The following is a 19,008-nucleotide window of genomic DNA, read 5'->3' as shown; positions in this document are numbered from 1 at the left end:
AACAAAAATAAACAAAATAAGGTTCCGTTCAAGACCCAGTCCACTGAGACCAAGGTATCTGCCTCGTAATTCATTACTAATCACTTATGCTTAGTATATCGATTTCAATAGGCCTAATACTGAAGCCCAGTGTCCCGGCAATGCTTGGTTCAACATTGCCATAACCACCATGTACAAAGCCCCTAATGTATAGGTTACCCTGACACCTAATCAGAAGTTCCACGAGCTATCCCTAATAACCCTGCCATCAAGCTCGTAAACCATGCTAACCCTCCTCCTAACCCTATGGCCACGCCTAAACACCTGAACCACCTGCCTATTCCTGAAGTAATCATGTAACGACCTAATATTCTCATCAGTGACTGGGCTACTTGTAATTGCCAGGACCCTATACGTAATTACGTAATCCCTAATCCTCGCCTTCATCCTAACCACAGCGGATGCCTTGACCCTAGTTAGATTGTTGAGCATAATATCATAACTTGAGTCATTAAGTAATGAGTAAACATCACTTACATCAGGCCTTCTGCCCGGCCTAACAACCTGTAGTATTACTGGCCTACCATTACCAAGAACCCTGGCGCCCATTGGGTCTTCACCACCGGTGTGTATTACCACGTCCTGAGCCCCATATGCCTGCATCACCTTATCAATGGGCCATCTAGCCCGCCCCCCTTTGTTGATTAGCCTACGTATTTTCCTATACCTAGCCGATATGTATATTGGCATTACCTGCACATCCACGGAACCTGCGCCAATGTCTATGACGGCCTCCACATCGGGTTCCTCCCTATTGAATGGGACCCAAGTATTGCCGAGACCCTCTTACCCAACTCCCTATTTATTTCACGCTTAATGGACTCGGCACTCGAGATATTGAACTCAGTCGTTATGCTCAACTCCCTATTCAATATATCAAGCGGCACCCTACTGCCGAGCCTAAACGACCTAAACTCAACGCCAAGCATTCTCAGGTTATTCGCAATGGTGTTGGCCCACTCATCAAGCCTATTGAAAATGGCGTCACCGCATACGTAGCATTTAACTGGCGATACATTAATCCCCATGTTAGTTAGAAACTTTATGCTTGGTTCGTGACCGCTCATAGCCAATGCCTTAATGTCACTAAGTAATTCATCGCTCAACCCCTCGTTCAGCACTTTCTCGTGAATCCTCATTAAAAGGTAGTCCTTAATTGCCCTACCCCTCTCCTCATTACTAAGCCCAGTGCCCAACCTGGCGAATAGCCTACCAAGCAGTGGTCACATAGTGGGTACTTCCTCAGTATTTCCATGGCCCTTTCAATGCTCATACGGCGTATTACCCGTCATAGTAAGTGTATTAAAGCATATATTTAGGGGATTACTTACGTGGATCCATACTTAATCGGCGCCTTCATAAACGAGTGCTCAGTGAGGTGGAGGAGCATAGAGGCTTTTCCGATGCTGTCGACTATGCCAGGTCATTAGAAACTGGGATCGCCGTGGTTAATAATACGGTAAATGCGACGGATAGGGTATGCAATGAGGTTGGTAAGGTCCTGCAGAGACCAACTAGGTTGTTAATGCTCCTTAATATTAATGATTGGGTTAGAATGCTGAGGGGCCTTTATGACTTTTACGGGGAATTGATTGACCCGGAGCCGGGGCTTGACATGCCTAACCTCGTACTTAGCATTAGGATACCGAGTAAGTCCTTTGGGCTTGCGTTAAGGATTGTATTAAAGCTACTGGGTATTAATGGCAATGTATTTCCAGGTAATGATGGGAAGCTTTACCTGGTCATTCACGAGAGGGATTCAATAGCCAGGTTCATTAGGACGATAAAGCCTCACCTAGACCCAGAACTGAATGTAGCCCTAAGGGATAAGTGGAATAGGCATTACTCGGTTTTTGGCGATCCAATAATAATCATTAAGGAGTAGTGAATCAGCCGGTTTAGGCGTCGTCATTAATCTGCGTGGGTTCAACTCATCACACTACTTAAATTTAAGTCAAGAGCATAATAAGTCTTAGTGTGATGAGGCGCAGTGGCTTATTCGATGCTGACGCGTGTGAGGCTGATCATATTGGGTAGTCAAAGTTTGTCTCGGCCTGCCTAAGCGGCGGGCATTTACTATCCTTCTCGCTGATTATCACGCCCTCCCTAATAGGCCATGGTATTCCTATCTCAGGGTCATTCCAGGCAACGCACCTCTCATGCTGCGGGCTGTATTCCTTCGTCTGTAGGTACAGGAATAGTGTATCATCCTCAAGTGCTTGAAAGCCGTGTGCGAAGCCAGGAGGTATCCAGAGAAGCCTTGGGTTGTCGGCGGATAACTCGACCATAACGTACTTACCAAACCACGGCGAACCCCTCCTAACGTCGACAGCCACATCAACCACGCGACCCCTAACCACGGTGACCAGCTTCCCCTGCTCCATGGGCTTAAGCTGATAGTGCAGACCACGGACAACACCACGCCTTGACCTGCTTAGGCTCACCTGGACGAAGTCGTAAGGCACGCCGCCAGCTAGGAAATCAGTCCTCTTGTAGAGCTCCGCAAAGAAGCCTCTGATGTCCGGGAAGACTACGGGTTCCACGAGTATTACGTCGGGTATTTCAAGCCTAACAAAGTTCTTAAAGGGCATGCCTAAGTCGTAGCAAATATAATTAATAAGTAGTACCTCATGAGCTTTTTAAGTGGAATGGTTTCTGGAAATTGGTTAATAAACCAGTCATTGATCACGCTACTTAATGAATGCCGTTATTAAGCCCGAAATAGTGGTTACGCTTAACGGTGAGCGACTAGGCGCAGTTCCAGGGTATGACAATGAATACGTATTAATGAGGGAGAGGGACTTTAACGTGATACTTGATGGTACGAACCTCGAGATCATGCTCGCCGTAGTAGGCGGGCATGATACGTTTACGCAAATCATGAGAAGGACAAATCTTCAGAGGGGTAAGTTATCAAGACATTTAAGGAGACTGTTAAACTCAGGTTGGATCATTAAGAGCGGCAATAGGTATTTGCCCAGTGGTCATATCTACGTTGTTTATGATGTGCGTGATGTTAACGGGGAAATAATGCTCAGCATATCGATGAGCAAGGGCGCATTTATTGACCCGTTCTACGGACTCGTGATAATTAATGGCGAACCACTGAGCAATTACTGCTCAACATGCCCACTTAGGCAGGTCTGTGTTAATAATATTAAGTCCCTGGCTCGTAAATACAACATTGAATTAAGAGGTGCTGAGCCTAGTGAGGCCTACGTTGAGTTATTCAGGGAGTTGGTTAGGAGAGATTTGATTAAGAGGTTTAGGAGTGGTTGGAGGATAATTGTTAGGAAGTAGGTTGGAAGATATGTTTATATTCACCTAGGAATTGAATAATAAGGTAATGGAGGAGGTTAGTGAAGCCCTGGGCAAGGTTGTTAAGGACTTCCTAAATAGTACCGATAACATAAGCGGCGTGTACATAGCATCGCTCGATGGACTTCTGGTGGCCCACGCATCGAGGATCGATGTTGACCCAGACCGCGTAGCCGCAATGGTCGCATCACTCAGTGCCGTGGGCGATAGGGTTAGTAAGGAGCTGCTTAATGAGGATTCTAGCCACGTGATTGTTCAGGCGAGTACTGGTTATATAATAATTAAGAGGTTTAAGGACTTTGCGATTGGTATTTTGGTGCAGGGTGGTGATGATTCGACGATAGGGCTCACAATGCTGGAGCTGGAGAGACTCATATCTATGATTCAGAGGCAATTGAGGCAATGACTCGATTATGTGGGATAAGGTTTTACTAATGCTCTGGATTATTAATTCGTTATGAAGGTAGTCACTAAGGAGATAACCATACAAAGTAGGAGGCGTAGGGATGTCATAAACATAACAAGCAGGTGGAGGATTTCGTCAGGGGCTCAGGCATAAGGAATGGCATAGTCCTAGTCTTCCTACCGCATGCAACATCTGCCCTATTCGCCAATGAGGACGAACCGAGAATAAGGAGGGACTATGAGAATTTATTTGAGAAGTTGGTACCTGTTAACGGTAGTTATTACCACAATGAAATTGATAATAATGCGGATGCCCACCTCCTAACATCAATCCTCAAGCAGTTCTACGTATTGCCAATTGTGAATGGCGAACTCGTTCGTGGAACCTGGCAGGAGGTCTTCCTGGCGGAGTTCGACGGGCCCAGGAGCAGGAGGGTCGTCCTTGTGGCCCTTGGTGAGTAGTGGTCATTACAGGTTCTTGTTAAAACTAAAGCCGTACCTAGCCCTTAATTCCCTGTAATTCTCAAGGGGCTCTGTGTAGGCGACTAGGTGCTCAGCTACGTATATTGGCGCCCCGAGCCTCACGGCAATTGCCGTGGCATCGCTCGGCCTGGCATCCAACTGGAATGTCTCATTGGTTCTATTATCCTTAACGAATATTGTGGCTAGGTAGACGCCGTCAATCATGGCATCGATTGTGACCTTCTCAACAACTACATCAAGCCTATTAATCAATTCAACAAGTAAGTCATGGGTTAATGGCCTATGGAATACCACGAGACCAAGGGCCTTCTTTATTGAGAAGGATGCCGTTATATCTATCCTAATGGGCAAGACCCTATCCTCCCACTCCTCGGTTGTGAAGAGCATTAATGCAACGCCCTCCTCCGGTATTTCAATTACATCAAGAAGATCAGCCTTTAGGTACTTTGAATTACCCGAACTCTCCTCCCTAACCATTATACTAACTCTAAACAACCCCTTTATTTACTTATTCACCCTTGGTATTAATCCCGAACTCAGTCAAAGGAACCTCCCTCTCACTCCAACTACTCATATCCCTAACCTTAACAAAGCCCTGCGACACCTCCCTGGGACCCACTATTACGAAGTACCTAACGTTCACCTTCGAAGCATACTCAAGCGCACTCCTGAGACTCTTCTCACCAGTGTCAACGATGACCTTATTACCACGAACCCTTAAGTTACTGGCCAACCTATAACCGAGCGCCAGGTAATTCCTGTCATTACCCAATACGTATATGTAATAATCAATTTGCGGATTAGCATGCTTAATAAGGCCCCTCTGCTCAAGGACCTCGAGCAGCCTTTCAATGCCCATGGCAAATCCCGAGGCTGGCATTGGCTTTCCGCTGTAAATCTCGATTAGGTTGTCATACCTACCGCCACCCCCAACGGACAGTTTATAATCTGGCACGTACATCTCAAATACAATGCCTGTGTAATAATCGAGACCCCTCACAATACCCATGTCCAGGTCCATGTAATTACGTACGCCATACATATCCAGGAGATCTATCAACTCACTGTAGTACTTAATGAACTCGTCACTTACGCCGAATTCCCTAAAGGAGTCAATGGCCTTATCAATACCCTCACTCGTATTGGCGAGTCTGAGAACCTCCTGCGCGACGTCACTGCTTAACCCCAGGTCCTTAAGCATTCTCAGTAATTCATCATCGGGAACCTTACCCCTCTTATCCATTATCCTGAGAACACTCGGCCTCACCTCATTAGAAATGCCCAACCTGCCTAGTAATTGGTCGATTATCCTCCTATCATTTATCCTAATCCTGAAATCACCAATACCAAGAGCCCTAAGCGCCTCAACACCGACGGCCAGGACCTCGGCGTCAGCCCTAACACTTGAGGAACCTATAAACTCAATCCCAAATTGGTGAAACTCCCTATACCTACCGTGCTGCGGCTCGTCATAACGCCAAACCTTCGTTATGTAGTACCACCTGATGGGCTTCGGCACATCAACCCTGTAGGAGACGACCCTGGCCACGGGAACAGTCATGTCAAACCTAAGCCCCACCTCCCTACCCGCCTTGTCCTTGAAATAATAAATCTCGTTAATCACGTCCTCGCCAGCCTTAGCCTTAAGTATTTCATAGTGCTCGAGGCTGGCGTCTCAACCCTTAGGTAACCAAAGGACTCAGCAACCTTGGCCAACTTATCAAAGATTTGCAACATTGGGTAGTACTCCTCAGGTGTTAAGTCCCTCATTCCCCTAACAGGTCTCAAGTCCTTATCGTCAAATACCACAGAACACCGATATAGCGGTTAAATAAAAATTTTCGTGTTCATAATGAGGACAGGGCAAGCGTTAGGAAGTTCGCGTGGACTGCCATGTACATTATTAGGCCTAGGGTTATGGGCACTATGAACGGTATGTGGTATGAAACCAGTACCGGGGTATCCACGTTAATCCTCCCCTGGGACAACCACTCAATTAGTAATTCCCTGGGATCCTCAACATCGAGGCCTAGCTTAATGACCGGTTGGAAACCACCGTCATTGGGTTCCTGGGATATTGCGTAGTTATTGGGGTTCCTAAAAACCTTATTTGCGGGCACGCACATGAGCGTTATTAGGTATATCATCCTGTTAAGCCCCTTAACCCTGGATAGGGCCTCGCAATCACCGCCATACCTAATGTTTTGAATTACGTTATACGGTATGTATATTACTAAGGCTATTACCAGGGAATTGATCAGCACTGATAACGGCGTGATGTTTATCACCGTTAATGCGGGGCTTGCCATGGGTAATGTTGGTATTGAGGCTGATATGAAGGCTATTGACTTGGAGTCAGCACCACCCATTGCCCTTAACCAATACACCGCCAATGCGAATACTGAACCAACAACCGCACCAATGATATATAGGGTTAGTTGATGAAGTAGTATGGCTACGTACAGGCCGAGCGGTACGCATATTATTGAGCCTATTACCCACGTCCAATCACTAATCTCCCTAGTCCTTAAGTCCTGTATTGAGGCTACAACCTGCACTACCAACACTACTAGGTAATCCACCATGAGTAATGCGTATGGATTTACCATGGAATCACGGTTAATTGAATTACCGGAATTATTAAGGCTAATGTTTGGTGAGTAGAGCAATGGGTGATGTGGGTAATAAATTAAAAGGCTTCCTGGACTATGATTACTATGTCAAGGAGAGTTGCGATTATAGGGGTTGGTTGGTACGGGTTTAGGCCTGTGGTTGAGGAGGCGTCATTTAGGGAGATGATGTTCGAAGCCGCAACCCGCGCCTATGAGGATGCCGGCGGTTTAAACCCAAGGACTGATGTTGATGCCTTCGCAAGCTGTCAGGAGGACTTTTGGGAGGGTATAGCCATAGCCGATGAATTCGCGCCAGAGCCCATCGGTGGTACGTTAAAGCCTGTATTCACAACACCTGGTGATGGACTTCAATGCGTGGCTAATGCATACATGCTAATTAAGACTGGGCAGTTCGACGTAGTCGTTGCCGAGTCCCACGCAAAGCCCAGTGACATCGTTAATATGCATGACGTCATGCTCTTTGCCATGGACCCAATAACCGTAAGGACAATAAACACGCCCAACTACCACGCGTTAGCCGCGCTGGAGGCTCAGGCGTACATGTCGCGTTATAATGTGCCTCGGGAGGCCCTGGCGTACGTGGTTGTCAAGGACAAGAGGAACGCCCTATATAACGAGAGGGCTAGTTATGGCGCTAACCTAACAATAGACGAAGTGCTCAACACGCCGTATGCCGTATCGCCACTAACCAGGTTAGACATTGCGCCATTTGTCGATGCATCCATAGTGGTCGTCCTCGCAAGCGAGGATGTGGCGAGGAGGTACACAGACACGCCCGTGTGGGTTGACGGGATTCACTGGATTACAGAGGACCCATCCCTAGAATTCCATAATTGGGAATTCCCCGTGCACGCGATGAGGGCTGCCGAGGAGGCGTACAAAATGGCCGGCATTCAGGACCCAATTAAGGAACTCCACTTTGCCGAGATTGACGCGAGGTATAGCTTTAAGGAGTTACAATTCATAGAAGCGCTGAAGCTTGCCCCTGTTGGTGAGGCCCATAAACTACTGCTTGAGGGTGCCTTTGATAGGGATGGCTTGTTCCCGGTAAACCCAAGCGGCGGCGCGCTTGGTGAGGGTGTTCCATTTGAGGTTCATGGGCTCGCCAGGCTAGTTGATGCAGTGCTTCAGCTGAGGAATGAGGCGGGCAGAATGCAGTTGGATAGGGCTGAGAAGGCTGTTGTGCATTCATGGCGCGGTGTGCCGACTACAACAAGTGTCGTTGCTGTGTTGAGTAGGTGATCGGTAATGCTTAAGAACTAGGCCATGGGGTGATACTCCATGAGTAGGAATATCTACGTTAAGCATAGGCCCGCCGTAATCGGTGCGGGACTAACGCTATTTAGGAGGAGGATGCTCGAGACCCCAAAGGAACTTGCCTGGATAGCGGCTAAGCAGGCGCTTGATGAGGCTGGACTAACGCTTAAGGACATTGACTGCGTGGTCATTGGCTCAGCACCGGACACGTTTGACGGAGTTCACATGAAGGGTGAGTACCTGGCTGACGGGGCCGGCGGTGTTGGTAAACCGACAATGAGGGTTTTCGTTGGCGGTGCTACCGGCGTTATGGTGCCAATAGCTGCCTGGTGGCACGTGGCCAGTGGCACTGTAAGACAGTCCTCGCCGTTGCCGAGGAGAAGATGAGCGATGCTGACATACCGCATCCACAGGCCGTGTTTAGGTACATTTGGGACCCAGTGACCGAGGTACCACTCCAGCCCAACTTAATTTGGATATTCGCAATGGAGATGCATAGGTACATGTACAAGTGCGGCGTTAAGAAGGAGGATATTGCCCTGGTCAGTGTCAAGAATAAGCGCAATGCCCTCGACCACCCAGCTGCTCAGGTGGCTGCGAACATAACCGTGGATGACGTACTCAAGAGCGAGGTGCTTGTTTGGCCTGTTCAACTACTCGACATATCACCGGTGAGTGATGGGGCTGCCGCGTTCGTGGTGGCCAGTGAGGATGTGGCGAGGAGCTGACTGACACGCCTGTCTGGATTGATGGTGTTGGCTGGGCCCTGGACACAACCTCCTGGACCAACAGGGACCTGGCATTCCCTGAGTACGCCAACGTGGCTGCCCAAATGGCCTATAGAATGGCGGGTATAACAAACCCGAGGAAGGAGATAGACGTTGCAGAGGTTTACGACCCATTCGACTACAAGGAGTTACACCACATGGAGGGACTTGGGCTAGCCAAGAAGTGTGAGGCTCCAAAACTAACTAAGGAGGGCGTTACCCAGAGGGACGGTGACTTACCAATAAACCCATCAGGCGGATTACTAGGTGTTGGTAACCCAATAGCCGCTGCCGGCGTCATGAAGGTGGCCGAAATCTACTGGCAACTAGCAGGTAAGGCAGGTAAGAGGCAGGTGAAGAAGCCCGTGTACACGGGCCTAGCCCATGCCTGGGGCGACCTAATGCAGGCAAGCACCGTGGTAGTAATGAGGGTTTAAACCATAACCCGTTCACTCATACAATAATCTTCTTTGATTATCCCTCGTCATTACCTCTATTTCTTCCCTTGTGAAGCCTATGTTCATTAATTTCTCAATGAATTCGGCATAACCCTGCGGTGGTGGCTCATTATGTGCCTGGCCTAGGTCTGTCGAGAGTATATTTCTCTCAATACCGGTCTCCCTAATGGCTCTAGCGACATCATTGATGTTAGCCCTACCTGTTAAAATTGACTCGTAGCATCTCTCGAAATAAACACCATAATTAGCCAACTCCCTCTGTTGTTCAATGCTGTATTTAGTCGTTGGGAATTCAGGATGCGTAACAATTATCTTCCTAACACCGCGCTCCGCAGCCCTCTTAACTAATTGCATACCTTCACTAGGGCTTAAATGGCCCGTGGCGAGTATCATATTGAACTCCTTAATTAGGTCTAGGATTTCATCAACCTCAGGCTTTATTCTACCATCCTTATTAAATATACTTAATGCATTACCCAGCAAGCCCCTTTCATAAAGCTCAAGCTGTGCCCTAGCCCATGCTGGTGGGTTGGGCTTATTACGCCAATTAAGTAGTGATGACCTCTCATTTGCTGAGTCAACTGTTGGGAACCAAACAATCTTAGCGCCTGATTTACCTGCCACATACACAATCCTCGGATTTAAACCACCAACCGAGTTATTAAGCACAACACCCCCAAAGACCTCAACGCCATCCACAGCCCTCCTAACTAGGTAGCTCTATCATATGTTGGTGAGTAATGATTTTTAATTATGAAGCCACCAAAGCCATAATCCCTATAGAGCCTGGCTAGGGCAATATCATCAAGGAGCCTAGGCACAATATCTGGTGCACTATGAACATGAAAATCAAAAACACCCCTCAATAAGTCCTTAACATTAACCATAATTATTTTAATTTTGAGTATTCCTCCCTTAAATTATTGCTGCTTAAGGATTTCCTCACCCATGTAAAGCCTACCCCTGGTTTCGCCAACCAGTAATACCATCGCCAATACCAATACTCCGGTACCAATCATGAAATAAATTGGTGAGTAGATATTGTGGGTTGTAGCAATTAGGTACGTCATTATTAATGGCGCAGAACCGCCGAGGAACCCAACACCAATTTGATAAGCCAATGATATGCCCGTATACCTAACCTGAGGCGGAAACATCTCGACTAAGACTATGGGCGTTATCGCACCTGCCAGGTAATAAACGAATAGCCCACCTAATACGATGGCCGTTATGACGAGTGCCGGGTTACCACTTATAAGCAGTAGGAAGTATGGTGCGGCAAATACTATTCCAATAATAGCATCGGCTAGCATTTGAGGTCTCCTACCAATTAGATCCGACAAGTAACCAAAGAGAACTGATGCGAATATGCCTATTATCGAAACAATGAGTATGCCCAGTTGCGTCACTGTATATGATACGTAGGGTTTACCGAATTCCTTGGCTATCAGGGTTGCGTAGGATATGGAGAACGCATAATTCATGTAGTACCAAATGCCGTTGAAGACGCCAACTAGGAATAAACCAATTAATATTAATTTCCAATACTTCCTCACAGCCTCAGACAAGGGGCTCTTAACTATCTGGCCCCTACTCTGTAACTGCCTAAACACGGGTGAGTCCTCAACCCTAAGCCTAACAAAGACTCCTAATATTGCAAGTACGAAACCAATGCCAAATAATATCCTCCAGCCTATTGCCTTAAAGCCTGCGAGACCTAAAATGTACGTCAGTAATAATGTTAATCCACTTATCAGCAGTGATGCTATGGATACCGTTGACTGGAGAATACCTGAATATAGACCCCTCCTGTTTGGATTTATATACTCGGACGTTAATGAGAATGAACCACCCCACTCGCCGCCTAAGGCAACACCGTCAAGGAATCTCATGGCAGCGAGTATTATTGGGGCCGTAATACCTATTTGATAGTAAGTAGGTAAAACAGCAACCACAAGTGAGGCTATGCCAGCAAACAGTAATGTGAAGTAAAGGGCGTAGATCCTGCCAAGCTTATCGCCAATATGACCGAAAATTATGCCACCAAGTGGTCTGCCCAAAAAGCCTATCAGAAATACTAAGTAGTACAGCAACAGGGAGAGCACCGCAACTTTTGATGGAAAGAATAATTCCGCTATGATAGGCCCTAGTAAACTATAAAGGAAGAAATCATACCACTCAAACCCAATACCTATACTTGTGCTTATTATCGCGAGTGTTCTCATTGATACCATATTTAATCAGACCAGCATTTTGTATAGCCATATTTTTAAGTTTTACTTATATTATTATTTATTATGAATTATAAAGCCGAAAGTTTAAATAATTCTATGAATAAATATAAAATAATGACTTGGTTTAAGATTGGCGTAATAATCCCATCATCAAATACTACGGTTGAACGTGAATTAAATCGAGCAATTAGGGAACCAGAGGTTACTATACATAGTTCTAGGATTATGCTTAGGGAGGTTACGTTGAAGGGGCTTGAGGAGATGGAGAGAGAAACTGAGAGAGCCGCCATGGAGTTGAGTACGATTAATCCTGACATAATTGCATATGCATGTACAACAGGTAGTTTATTTAAGGGCCGAACCACCATATTGAGATTAAGGGGAGAATTGAACGCTTAACCAGGGTTAGGGCTGTGGCTACGGCAGGCGCCGTCGTTGATGCCCTTAAGAGGTTGGGTGCTAATAGGGTTTTAGTTGTTACGCCATACATAGATGAGTTAAATGTTAAGGAAAGGGAGTTTCTCGAGGCCCATGGGTTTAAAGTCGTTGATATACGTGGACTCGGTATTGTGGATAACACCGTAATTGGCTCACTCGATCCAAGGACTGCCTATGAAGCAGCCATAAAGGCATATAATCAATTCAGTTCAGACTTTGATGCGTTATTCATATCATGCACTAATTGGAGAACATTTGAAGTTATTGGCGTTATTGAAAGGCAAATAAATAAACCCGTAATAAGTAGTAATAGTGCAACGCTATGGTCCATTTTAAAGGAGTTAGGAATACGTGTAAAGTTAAACTATGACTTAGGAACGTTATTTAGCGATATTCAATAAATCTTAATTTAATTATTCATTAACAATGGCTAATCTTATTCGTCCTCTTATGGTTAATTGAAAATTAAAGGGCTCATCCATAAGCGGCTTTATTGAATTACCCTCGACAATAAAGGGCGCGTCATGACCAGGAATTATCACCCTAGCAATACCTAGGCTTTTGTAATACTTTCATTAGCAAGTTCGCCACTGTAATAGGCGAAGGAAGCCCTTCTATTTACTGCCTCAGACATGTACTTAATGGCATCGCCTGTAAGTAAGGTTTTATCCTCAAGTAGAAGTCCCATGGTTCCACCCGTGTGTCCGGGTAGTAATACGAACCTTGCACCAAGAAGTTCATCACCATCATTAACGACAATCAATCTATCTCTGACTAAATCGATTAAGTACGTTACCAGGTATGGGTCGTTAGAATTAGATAATGCGTAATCTACCTCGCTTCTTGAAATGATAATCCTTGCCTTAGGAAATAATAACGTATTTATTGCATGGTCAAAGTGGAGATGGGATAATACGACATAATCAATATCATGAACATTTAAACCCCTATTACGTAATGCAGAAAGCAGCGGCTCTCTATTCCCATAGTGACCTGGATCAAAGATCACGTACTTATCATCAAGCCTCATTAAAACAATGCTACAGAGACCTAGGAATCCCAGGTTCGTAGTTATGGGAACGCCCGGTAGTAGTATCTCCCATTTATGCATAGCCTAGCATGGCTTATTTTGGTAGTAAAAATATAAAAATAACGTAATCCCCATAAACTACGATAAATAATGGCGATAGTTGCCGTTGATGTTGGTGGTACGTTTACGGACTTCGTGGTACTCAGGGATGACGGTACCATATACTCGATTAAGATCCTCAGTACTCCGAGAAATCCCGAGGTTGCGGTGCTCGATGGATTAAGGAGGATTAGGGAGCCTATTTCCGAGGTTCTTCATGCGACGACCATAGGCACTAATACCCTGCTTGGGCAGGTTGGGCTTGAGATTCCTAAGGTGGCTTTGTTCACTACGAGGGGCTTCAGGGACGTTATTGAGATTGGTCGTCAGAATAGGCCTAGGCTTTACGACCTCTTCTTCGATAAGCCGAGGCCACTAGTCCCTAGGGAGCTTAGGTTTGAGGTTGACGAGAGGGTTTTGGCTGACGGCACGGTGGCTAAGCACGTCGATCCCAGTGAGGTTGAGGAGTACGCCGTTAGGGCTAGGTCGATCGGTGTTGTTAGTGTGGCTGTCTCGTACCTTCACTCATACATTAACCCGGTTAATGAGGAGGCCACTGGTGACGTACTCAAGAGGTACTTTAAATACGTTAGTTTATCAAGCAGGGTTGCCCCTGAGCCCAGGGAGTATGAGAGAACCTCAACTACAGTCGTTAATGCGGTCCTCATGCCCATTGTCAGTGAGTACATTGCAAGGTTCTCCGAGGGCCTCAGGGAGCTCAACATCGGCAAATTCTACATCATGTCCAGCGCAGGTGGTCTGGTGGATGCCAATGAGGCTGTGGAGAGGCCCGTTCAGTTAATTGAGTCGGGGCCCGCAGCCGGTGCTGTGGCTGCTGCGGAGTTCTCGAAGCTAATTGGTGTTGAGAATGTGATTGGATTTGACATGGGGGGTACCACGGCTAAGGCATCATCAATACTTGGGCATGAGCCTGAGGTCACGACAGAATATGAGGTTGGCGGTGAGGTTCACCACGGGAGGCTAGTCAAGGGTAGTGGCTACCCAGTTAGGTTCCCATTCATTGATTTGGCGGAGGTCTCGAGCGGTGGTGGGACGATTATTTGGCGCGACGAGGCTGGGGCACTTAGGGTTGGGCCAGTAAGTGCTGGTGCTGATCCTGGGCCTATATGCTATGGTAGGGGTGGTAAGGAACCAACACTAACAGATGCGAACGTAGTCCTTGGAAGGATTGGCGAGTATCTGCTCGGTGGTGAGATGAGGCTTGATAGGGATGCCGCAATTAGGGGATTGGCGAGGCTTGGCGACCCCATTAATGTGGCTCTTGAGGCCGTTAGGCTTGCGGTTGTTGAGATGGCTAGGGCCGTCAGGCTTGTGACTGTCGAGAGGGGTCTTGACCCAAGGGACTTCGCCCTAATGGCATTTGGTGGTGCAGGTCCCCAGTTCGCGCCCTACATAGCCGAGGAGTTGGGGATTGGCTCCGTGATCGTGCCACCAGAGCCTGGCGCCTTCAGCGCCCTTGGGCTTTTGATGGCTGATGAGAGGTTTGAGGCCAGGTCCTCATTCCCAAGGGATCTTGAGGATGGGTTTAAGAAACTTGAGGATGAGTTGCTTAGTAGGTTGGGTAAGGTTGATTACTTCCTTAGGTATGCCGATGTTAGGTATGTTGGTCAGGGCTGGGAGTTAACAATACCCGTTGGAAGGCCGGCGAGCATGGGTGACATCGAGAGGTCATTTAATGATAGGCATTACGCGACATACGGTTTTAAGTTGGATAAGCCTATCGAGGTCGTTACCATTAGGGTATTCGCCGTGATAACCAGGGTTAAGCCGAGGTTCAAGGCGCCAAGGACCGAGGGCGAGGCAAAGCCGAGGGGCTTCAGGAAGGTGTTCTTTGATGATTGGGTTGAGGCACCGGTGTATTGGCGTGATGATGTGCCAATGAACCAGGTAATTGAGGGACCAGCCATAATGGAGGAGTACGGATCAACCATAGTGATACCACCGAGGTGGAGAGCCGCAGTTGGGGTGCACGGAGAGGTGAGGATGACTCATTAATCCTAAGACCTAGTTAATCACGGCATCATTATTATCAATAACTTATCCTCACAATGCGATTAATGAGTTGGGTTATTGACCTGGGGTCACCAATCCTCCTAATTCCCCTAATCACTGAAGGTGCATACTCACTTTGACCCAGTACCCTCGTTAGTAGGTTCATGGCCCAAAGGCCCATTGATAACTTATAAGGCAGTACCAATGATCCTTCAATCGAGGATAGCGCTATGGATAATGCCAACATCATCGCACGTCTACACCTTAACTGCCCGCACAACCTAATGGCATCATCACTCAACCAGGTCATTATTGTTAATGAATCATTAAGTGTTAAGATGCCCTCCTTATAGATTGCGTGGAGTATCGTTAAAACAACCTCGGCACCCCTATCAATGGTGCTGACCTTAACCCCGTGATACTCACCATAAGTCCTCAGCCTAAGGAAATCCTCGCCCCTGGCGTAGGTGAGGTCCGCAACCGATGGGTGTACGTATAGGTCCACGTTAATGCCATCCTTAACGAGAGTTATTGTGTACGGTTCATAAAGCAGTAGTCTATAGCCACGCCTAATTAAACGGGCCGCAGCCAGCAGGACCTGATCCCTCCTAACCAACACATCCACATCCGCCGGCACGTAAATGATAGGCTTAATTAACTTGATGAATGCATGATCAATATTACCCAGTGCGTCCTCGATCTCAGAGACCATGTTAATGATCCTCCTCAAACCACCCTCCTGTCTCCACCGTAACTCACCACGGTAATCAACAGCCCTAAGAACATGAAGCAACACCTTATTTAGGCTGGCCAACTTAATAATGCCCTGGTCAACCTCAATATGCTCACCATTAATCAACACCCTAAGCAATGCCCTGAACTCCCTGGCATTGCTAGGGTTCTTCGCGCTCGTCCTCATTCAATCACCAATAAAACCACACACCGCGGTATAAAGAGGGTTGATATTATGCTTTTAAGTTAAACCAACTAACTTAGGCTGTGGAACCCAGGGAATTACTCGAAAGCATTAGGAAAGCCCTGCAACCACTCAACGAGGCGATACTAAATCACCCAATGATTAAGGATGCAGAGGATGGTCGTCTACCCATGAACATGATAAGGCATTTGCCATGAATCAATGGTACATAGTCAATTACGACCTCAGGTCACTCGCCATAGCCCTGGGCAGGGCTAGGAATGTGACGGAGCTTGAGTTTATGAAGATGCTGCTTGATGGCGATTACAACGCACTTCATGAATTAATGAAATTAATGAGGGAATTGGGAATTGAGGTGAAGGACCCACTAATGCTCGAGGTAATACCGGAGGCCGTGCAGTACACGCATTACCTGGCCTGGCTTGCGAATTATGCCACGATTCAGGAGTTTGCCCTGGCAATAATTGTGAATATGCCAGTCTGGGGTCAAAACGTGGTTAGGCTAGGCAATGCATTACGTAGTAAGTACGGCATTAGGGAGGTCGGGTTCTTCGAGGCCTTTAAAGGACCATTCACAGAGTTGGAGAATAAGGCACTCGAGGTAATAAGGGGCATTGATGAGCAATCAGTGGTGAGGGCTAGGAACATGGCATATACTATACAGAATTATGAGAAGGCCTTTTGGGACGCGGTCTACAATGTGCGTTGACCTTAATTAAAGTAGATTATTTATGCTATTATTAAACCCTTTATTGTTTATATAATTAATCCTGTATCCTACAGTACTTTCTTCAAGAAACTATAGAAAAAGATGTTTTATAGCTTAAGCCTTAAAAATCGGATTTAATACAATAATGCGTGGGGCCAGACCCAATATCACTGGTTAACCACGCACGGAGAGACCTTCAAACCGCGATGAACCTCATGATTAGTTATGAGCGGACTAGGGATGCTGCGGTCCTTAGTAATATCGTGAAATTAAGCCTATCAATCTATGACAATGCAATAAATGCTTTCCTAGCTGTTAAGGGCATTAGGGTTAGGTACTGATGGCTTGGGTCAAGTTATTCGTGACTTCATACCGAGTGACGTGGTTAATGCTGATCTAAGGGATTCCCTAGTTAAATGCCTCTCGCAATCTGAATGCAATGCCGACTTCATAAGTGCCAGGATTAGGGAGTTGGGTAGGCTTGTTGATTACGTGCACTCGGTATCAACGCACAGCGTGATTCATAGGGGGCTCTAGCCCTTGATACTGTACTTATTAATTAATTCCTTAATCAAAGACTCAAGGTCCTCCCTCCTAACCATCCTACTCTCAATATCATCAAGCCTCCTCTCAACCTCACTAATCCTAGCCCTTAGCGCGTCCACATCGCCATAATGGCAGGTGGGATTGCAAGGGCAGCAAGTATTCTAAGTAGTATTGCTGGTATGGCTAGGGGTAATGACGCCATTAAAACCATCAGCCTGGCTAGGGTCTCGGGCCTATTAATCAACGCCCTAATCAATGCCTCCGGACTCGTGATTAATAACTCATTTAATGCCTCAATAAGTAGGTCAGGGTTTTTCCTAAGTCTCTCAATATCCTCATTACTCACCATACATGGCTTAGTAATTACACGCATTAATAAACGACGCGTTTACTAACCACCACTTAATTCCTGGTAATTATTATGGCCAATCACCAACTCAACCGTTGAGGGCCCAATGGGCAGTACGTAGACATTGACCGCGTACTCGCCCGTGGATATGCCGAAGGAGTACGTTATGGGGTATGGAGCCCATGAGGTGCCATTCCAATAGAGCAGTGATAAATATGCATTCAATCTCCTAAACTCAACACCACCACCATTACCTGGACCGCCTATCACGAACTCGGTGTCCATGGGCCAGCCATACGGGCCCTCGGCGGGACTCGTTATTATGTAGGCTGTGGCGTTTGGGATTGGTATTAACTCGCGGGCAAACCAATTAATCCTTGGGTTAAAGGTCTCATTGCCCAACTGGAGCAGTGCATAACCGTAGTTAATCACTACACCGTAACCCGTCGAGTTTACGGTAATTATTAACAAGCCGGCCATTGGCGTTTCGAAGCAGCCAAGTACGCACCTACCCTGCTCATAAACGAGGTTTCTAGAGGAACCAATGTAATTAACGACATCCATCTCACCCTGGAACCAGTACTGGTCACCAACCACGACGAGGGCATCCTGAACCAGTGAACCATGTAATTACCGCCGTACCTAATGAGCACGTAGGCATTCAACTGAAGTGAGAAGCCGGGCGCCGCCGCGCCCGTTGAATTCTCAATGTATGCATTGGTAATGTTGAAGAAGCCGAGTACGGCATTAGTCGTGATGTTGCCGTAGCCCGGCCCGTAATAGGCCGCGAGGCCCATGGCCGTGTAATTAAGAACCCTGTAGATAATCCCGGTATTACCACAGACAAGTAGGTCGTAGTTGCCGGGGCTGGGACTAACCACGTAAATACCGGGCACGGAACTAAACCAGGTATAGTTACCTGCGCCCCCGGCCCACCACCCCATGAACGCAACTGGGAATTGGTTAGTAGGTAGACGTACGAACCATTAACAACCTCAATAAATAGGGACTCACCATCCACTAAGCTTACATTGACGAGGCCCCAGGAAGAACATGGACCATTGATACTCCCTATACCCAGCGTTGGTATGTTCGTTGTACCATTAATTACGTGATTAATCACATAATTAATGCCAGAAAGCACTAGGCCGTTAAGTGATGGATTTACCAAAAACATTAACGCCACTAATGCAATAATGATAATCAATACTGCGTCTCCCAACCTCATCGTACAATTAACGTAGAGAATCATTAATAAACTAAACTCACTTTAATACCCCTCGCTCCTCAAGT

26 protein-coding genes and 2 pseudogenes are annotated in these 19,008 nt (G+C 46.7%); 14 read left to right on the top strand and 14 right to left on the bottom strand.

Annotated elements, in window-relative coordinates; all coding sequences use genetic code 11:
* Window positions 1–76: 76 nt before the first annotated feature.
* From JCM16161_RS16550 to JCM16161_RS16540, 3 genes are read right to left on the bottom strand one after another with little or no spacing between them, the layout of a single operon-like run.
* The gene (locus JCM16161_RS16550) at window positions 77–223 is read right to left on the bottom strand and encodes a hypothetical protein (RefSeq protein ID WP_243670164.1); all 147 of its coding nucleotides are present in this window, start codon (window positions 221–223) and stop codon (window positions 77–79) included.
* Window positions 211–777 (bottom strand): hypothetical protein, encoded by a 567-nt coding sequence (locus JCM16161_RS16545; RefSeq protein WP_243670162.1) that lies wholly within the window; start codon window positions 775–777, stop codon window positions 211–213. The genes JCM16161_RS16550 and JCM16161_RS16545 overlap by 13 nt, the downstream gene beginning before the upstream one ends.
* Window positions 762–1,235, bottom strand: a complete 474-nt coding sequence (locus tag JCM16161_RS16540; protein WP_243670154.1) for a hypothetical protein — start codon at window positions 1,233–1,235, stop codon at window positions 762–764. The genes JCM16161_RS16545 and JCM16161_RS16540 overlap by 16 nt, the downstream gene beginning before the upstream one ends.
* Before the next feature lie 170 nt (window positions 1,236–1,405).
* On the opposite strand from JCM16161_RS16540, the gene JCM16161_RS06845 reads away from it, so the two are divergent.
* Complete coding sequence (locus tag JCM16161_RS06845) at window positions 1,406–1,924, top strand: hypothetical protein (RefSeq protein ID WP_243670152.1); 519 nt, start codon at window positions 1,406–1,408, stop codon at window positions 1,922–1,924.
* A 139-nt stretch (window positions 1,925–2,063) separates the two neighbouring features.
* Here the strand turns inward: JCM16161_RS06845 and rfbC are convergent, their stop codons facing one another.
* Window positions 2,064–2,630, bottom strand: coding sequence for a dTDP-4-dehydrorhamnose 3,5-epimerase (gene rfbC / locus JCM16161_RS06840; RefSeq protein WP_054855377.1), 567 nt, complete (start codon window positions 2,628–2,630; stop codon window positions 2,064–2,066).
* A gap of 106 nt (window positions 2,631–2,736) precedes the next feature.
* Here rfbC and JCM16161_RS06835 point away from each other — a divergent pair, with 106 nt between their 5' ends.
* The 3 genes from JCM16161_RS06835 (at window position 2,737) to JCM16161_RS06825 (ending at window position 4,224) form a co-directional block, all read left to right on the top strand.
* Window positions 2,737–3,339, top strand: a complete 603-nt coding sequence (locus tag JCM16161_RS06835) for an ArsR family transcriptional regulator (RefSeq protein ID WP_054855376.1) — start codon at window positions 2,737–2,739, stop codon at window positions 3,337–3,339.
* 46 nt (window positions 3,340–3,385) lie between these two features.
* Complete coding sequence (locus JCM16161_RS06830; protein ID WP_054855395.1) at window positions 3,386–3,763, top strand: roadblock/LC7 domain-containing protein; 378 nt, start codon at window positions 3,386–3,388, stop codon at window positions 3,761–3,763.
* Window positions 3,764–3,885: 122 nt separating this feature from the next.
* Entirely contained in the window at window positions 3,886–4,224 is a 339-nt protein-coding gene (locus tag JCM16161_RS06825; RefSeq protein ID WP_243670151.1) for a secondary thiamine-phosphate synthase enzyme YjbQ, read from the top strand.
* Between the two features lie 6 nt (window positions 4,225–4,230).
* Here the strand turns inward: JCM16161_RS06825 and JCM16161_RS06820 are convergent, their stop codons facing one another.
* The 3 genes and pseudogenes from JCM16161_RS06820 to JCM16161_RS06810 all read right to left on the bottom strand — a co-directional run bounded on the left by JCM16161_RS06820 (window position 4,231) and on the right by JCM16161_RS06810 (window position 6,854).
* Window positions 4,231–4,722, bottom strand: a complete 492-nt coding sequence (locus JCM16161_RS06820) for a DUF151 domain-containing protein (RefSeq protein ID WP_054855394.1) — start codon at window positions 4,720–4,722, stop codon at window positions 4,231–4,233.
* 31 nt (window positions 4,723–4,753) lie between these two features.
* Window positions 4,754–6,015: pseudogene (hisS, locus tag JCM16161_RS06815) on the bottom strand (histidine--tRNA ligase).
* A 77-nt stretch (window positions 6,016–6,092) separates the two neighbouring features.
* Window positions 6,093–6,854, bottom strand: a complete 762-nt coding sequence (locus JCM16161_RS06810) for an A24 family peptidase (RefSeq protein WP_054855393.1) — start codon at window positions 6,852–6,854, stop codon at window positions 6,093–6,095.
* 108 nt (window positions 6,855–6,962) lie between these two features.
* Here JCM16161_RS06810 and JCM16161_RS06805 point away from each other — a divergent pair, with 108 nt between their 5' ends.
* From JCM16161_RS06805 to JCM16161_RS16525, 4 genes are all read left to right on the top strand, one after another.
* Window positions 6,963–8,120 (top strand): thiolase domain-containing protein, encoded by a 1,158-nt coding sequence (locus JCM16161_RS06805; protein WP_054855375.1) that lies wholly within the window; start codon window positions 6,963–6,965, stop codon window positions 8,118–8,120.
* Window positions 8,121–8,159: 39 nt separating this feature from the next.
* Window positions 8,160–8,522 carry a hypothetical protein gene (locus tag JCM16161_RS16535; protein WP_243670141.1) on the top strand — a complete coding sequence of 121 codons (363 nt, stop codon included), beginning with the start codon at window positions 8,160–8,162 and terminating at the stop codon, window positions 8,520–8,522.
* Complete coding sequence (locus JCM16161_RS16530) at window positions 8,465–8,863, top strand: hypothetical protein (protein WP_243670139.1); 399 nt, start codon at window positions 8,465–8,467, stop codon at window positions 8,861–8,863. The genes JCM16161_RS16535 and JCM16161_RS16530 overlap by 58 nt, the downstream gene beginning before the upstream one ends.
* 92 nt (window positions 8,864–8,955) lie before the next feature.
* Window positions 8,956–9,339 (top strand): hypothetical protein, encoded by a 384-nt coding sequence (locus JCM16161_RS16525; protein ID WP_243670131.1) that lies wholly within the window; start codon window positions 8,956–8,958, stop codon window positions 9,337–9,339.
* A 12-nt stretch (window positions 9,340–9,351) separates the two neighbouring features.
* Here JCM16161_RS16525 and JCM16161_RS06795 read toward each other — a convergent pair.
* Window positions 9,352–10,247 (bottom strand): annotated as a pseudogene (locus tag JCM16161_RS06795) (DUF6282 family protein).
* Window positions 10,248–10,280: 33 nt separating this feature from the next.
* The gene (locus tag JCM16161_RS06790; RefSeq protein ID WP_243670124.1) at window positions 10,281–11,585 is read right to left on the bottom strand and encodes an MFS transporter; all 1,305 of its coding nucleotides are present in this window, start codon (window positions 11,583–11,585) and stop codon (window positions 10,281–10,283) included.
* A gap of 123 nt (window positions 11,586–11,708) precedes the next feature.
* Between JCM16161_RS06790 and JCM16161_RS16520 the strand changes: the two genes are divergently transcribed.
* Window positions 11,709–11,993, top strand: a complete 285-nt coding sequence (locus JCM16161_RS16520) for a hypothetical protein (protein ID WP_243670115.1) — start codon at window positions 11,709–11,711, stop codon at window positions 11,991–11,993.
* A gap of 14 nt (window positions 11,994–12,007) precedes the next feature.
* Window positions 12,008–12,433 (top strand): hypothetical protein, encoded by a 426-nt coding sequence (locus JCM16161_RS16515; RefSeq protein WP_243670113.1) that lies wholly within the window; start codon window positions 12,008–12,010, stop codon window positions 12,431–12,433.
* A 152-nt stretch (window positions 12,434–12,585) separates the two neighbouring features.
* Here JCM16161_RS16515 and JCM16161_RS06780 read toward each other — a convergent pair whose 3' ends face one another.
* Window positions 12,586–13,143 carry an MBL fold metallo-hydrolase gene (locus JCM16161_RS06780; protein WP_243670111.1) on the bottom strand — a complete coding sequence of 186 codons (558 nt, stop codon included), beginning with the start codon at window positions 13,141–13,143 and terminating at the stop codon, window positions 12,586–12,588.
* A 69-nt stretch (window positions 13,144–13,212) separates the two neighbouring features.
* Here JCM16161_RS06780 and JCM16161_RS06775 point away from each other — a divergent pair, with 69 nt between their 5' ends.
* The gene (locus JCM16161_RS06775; RefSeq protein WP_054855373.1) at window positions 13,213–15,177 is read left to right on the top strand and encodes a hydantoinase/oxoprolinase family protein; all 1,965 of its coding nucleotides are present in this window, start codon (window positions 13,213–13,215) and stop codon (window positions 15,175–15,177) included.
* Window positions 15,178–15,211: 34 nt separating this feature from the next.
* Here the strand turns inward: JCM16161_RS06775 and JCM16161_RS06770 are convergent, their stop codons facing one another.
* Window positions 15,212–16,093 carry a hypothetical protein gene (locus JCM16161_RS06770; protein ID WP_054855372.1) on the bottom strand — a complete coding sequence of 294 codons (882 nt, stop codon included), beginning with the start codon at window positions 16,091–16,093 and terminating at the stop codon, window positions 15,212–15,214.
* Between the two features lie 211 nt (window positions 16,094–16,304).
* Between JCM16161_RS06770 and JCM16161_RS06765 the strand changes: the two genes are divergently transcribed.
* From JCM16161_RS06765 to JCM16161_RS16505, 3 genes are all read left to right on the top strand, one after another.
* Complete coding sequence (locus JCM16161_RS06765) at window positions 16,305–16,820, top strand: TenA family transcriptional regulator (protein WP_243670102.1); 516 nt, start codon at window positions 16,305–16,307, stop codon at window positions 16,818–16,820.
* Between the two features lie 149 nt (window positions 16,821–16,969).
* Complete coding sequence (locus JCM16161_RS16510) at window positions 16,970–17,161, top strand: hypothetical protein (RefSeq protein WP_243670100.1); 192 nt, start codon at window positions 16,970–16,972, stop codon at window positions 17,159–17,161.
* Window positions 17,162–17,165: 4 nt separating this feature from the next.
* Window positions 17,166–17,357, top strand: coding sequence for a hypothetical protein (locus JCM16161_RS16505; protein WP_243670098.1), 192 nt, complete (start codon window positions 17,166–17,168; stop codon window positions 17,355–17,357).
* 115 nt (window positions 17,358–17,472) lie between these two features.
* Here the strand turns inward: JCM16161_RS16505 and JCM16161_RS06755 are convergent, their stop codons facing one another.
* From JCM16161_RS06755 to JCM16161_RS16495, 3 genes are read right to left on the bottom strand one after another with little or no spacing between them, the layout of a single operon-like run.
* The gene (locus JCM16161_RS06755) at window positions 17,473–17,715 is read right to left on the bottom strand and encodes a hypothetical protein (RefSeq protein ID WP_054855371.1); all 243 of its coding nucleotides are present in this window, start codon (window positions 17,713–17,715) and stop codon (window positions 17,473–17,475) included.
* A 42-nt stretch (window positions 17,716–17,757) separates the two neighbouring features.
* On the bottom strand, window positions 17,758–18,195 hold the full coding sequence (locus JCM16161_RS16500) for a thermopsin (protein WP_243670268.1): 438 nt from the start codon (window positions 18,193–18,195) through the stop codon (window positions 17,758–17,760).
* Window positions 18,180–18,659 (bottom strand): thermopsin, encoded by a 480-nt coding sequence (locus JCM16161_RS16495; RefSeq protein WP_243670096.1) that lies wholly within the window; start codon window positions 18,657–18,659, stop codon window positions 18,180–18,182. The genes JCM16161_RS16500 and JCM16161_RS16495 overlap by 16 nt, the downstream gene beginning before the upstream one ends.
* Window positions 18,660–19,008 lie beyond the last annotated feature (349 nt).

It is taken from the genome of Vulcanisaeta sp. JCM 16161, assembly GCF_001316285.1.
Note: the sequence above shows the minus strand (reverse complement) of the source record. Positions and strands in the feature narration are given on the sequence as shown.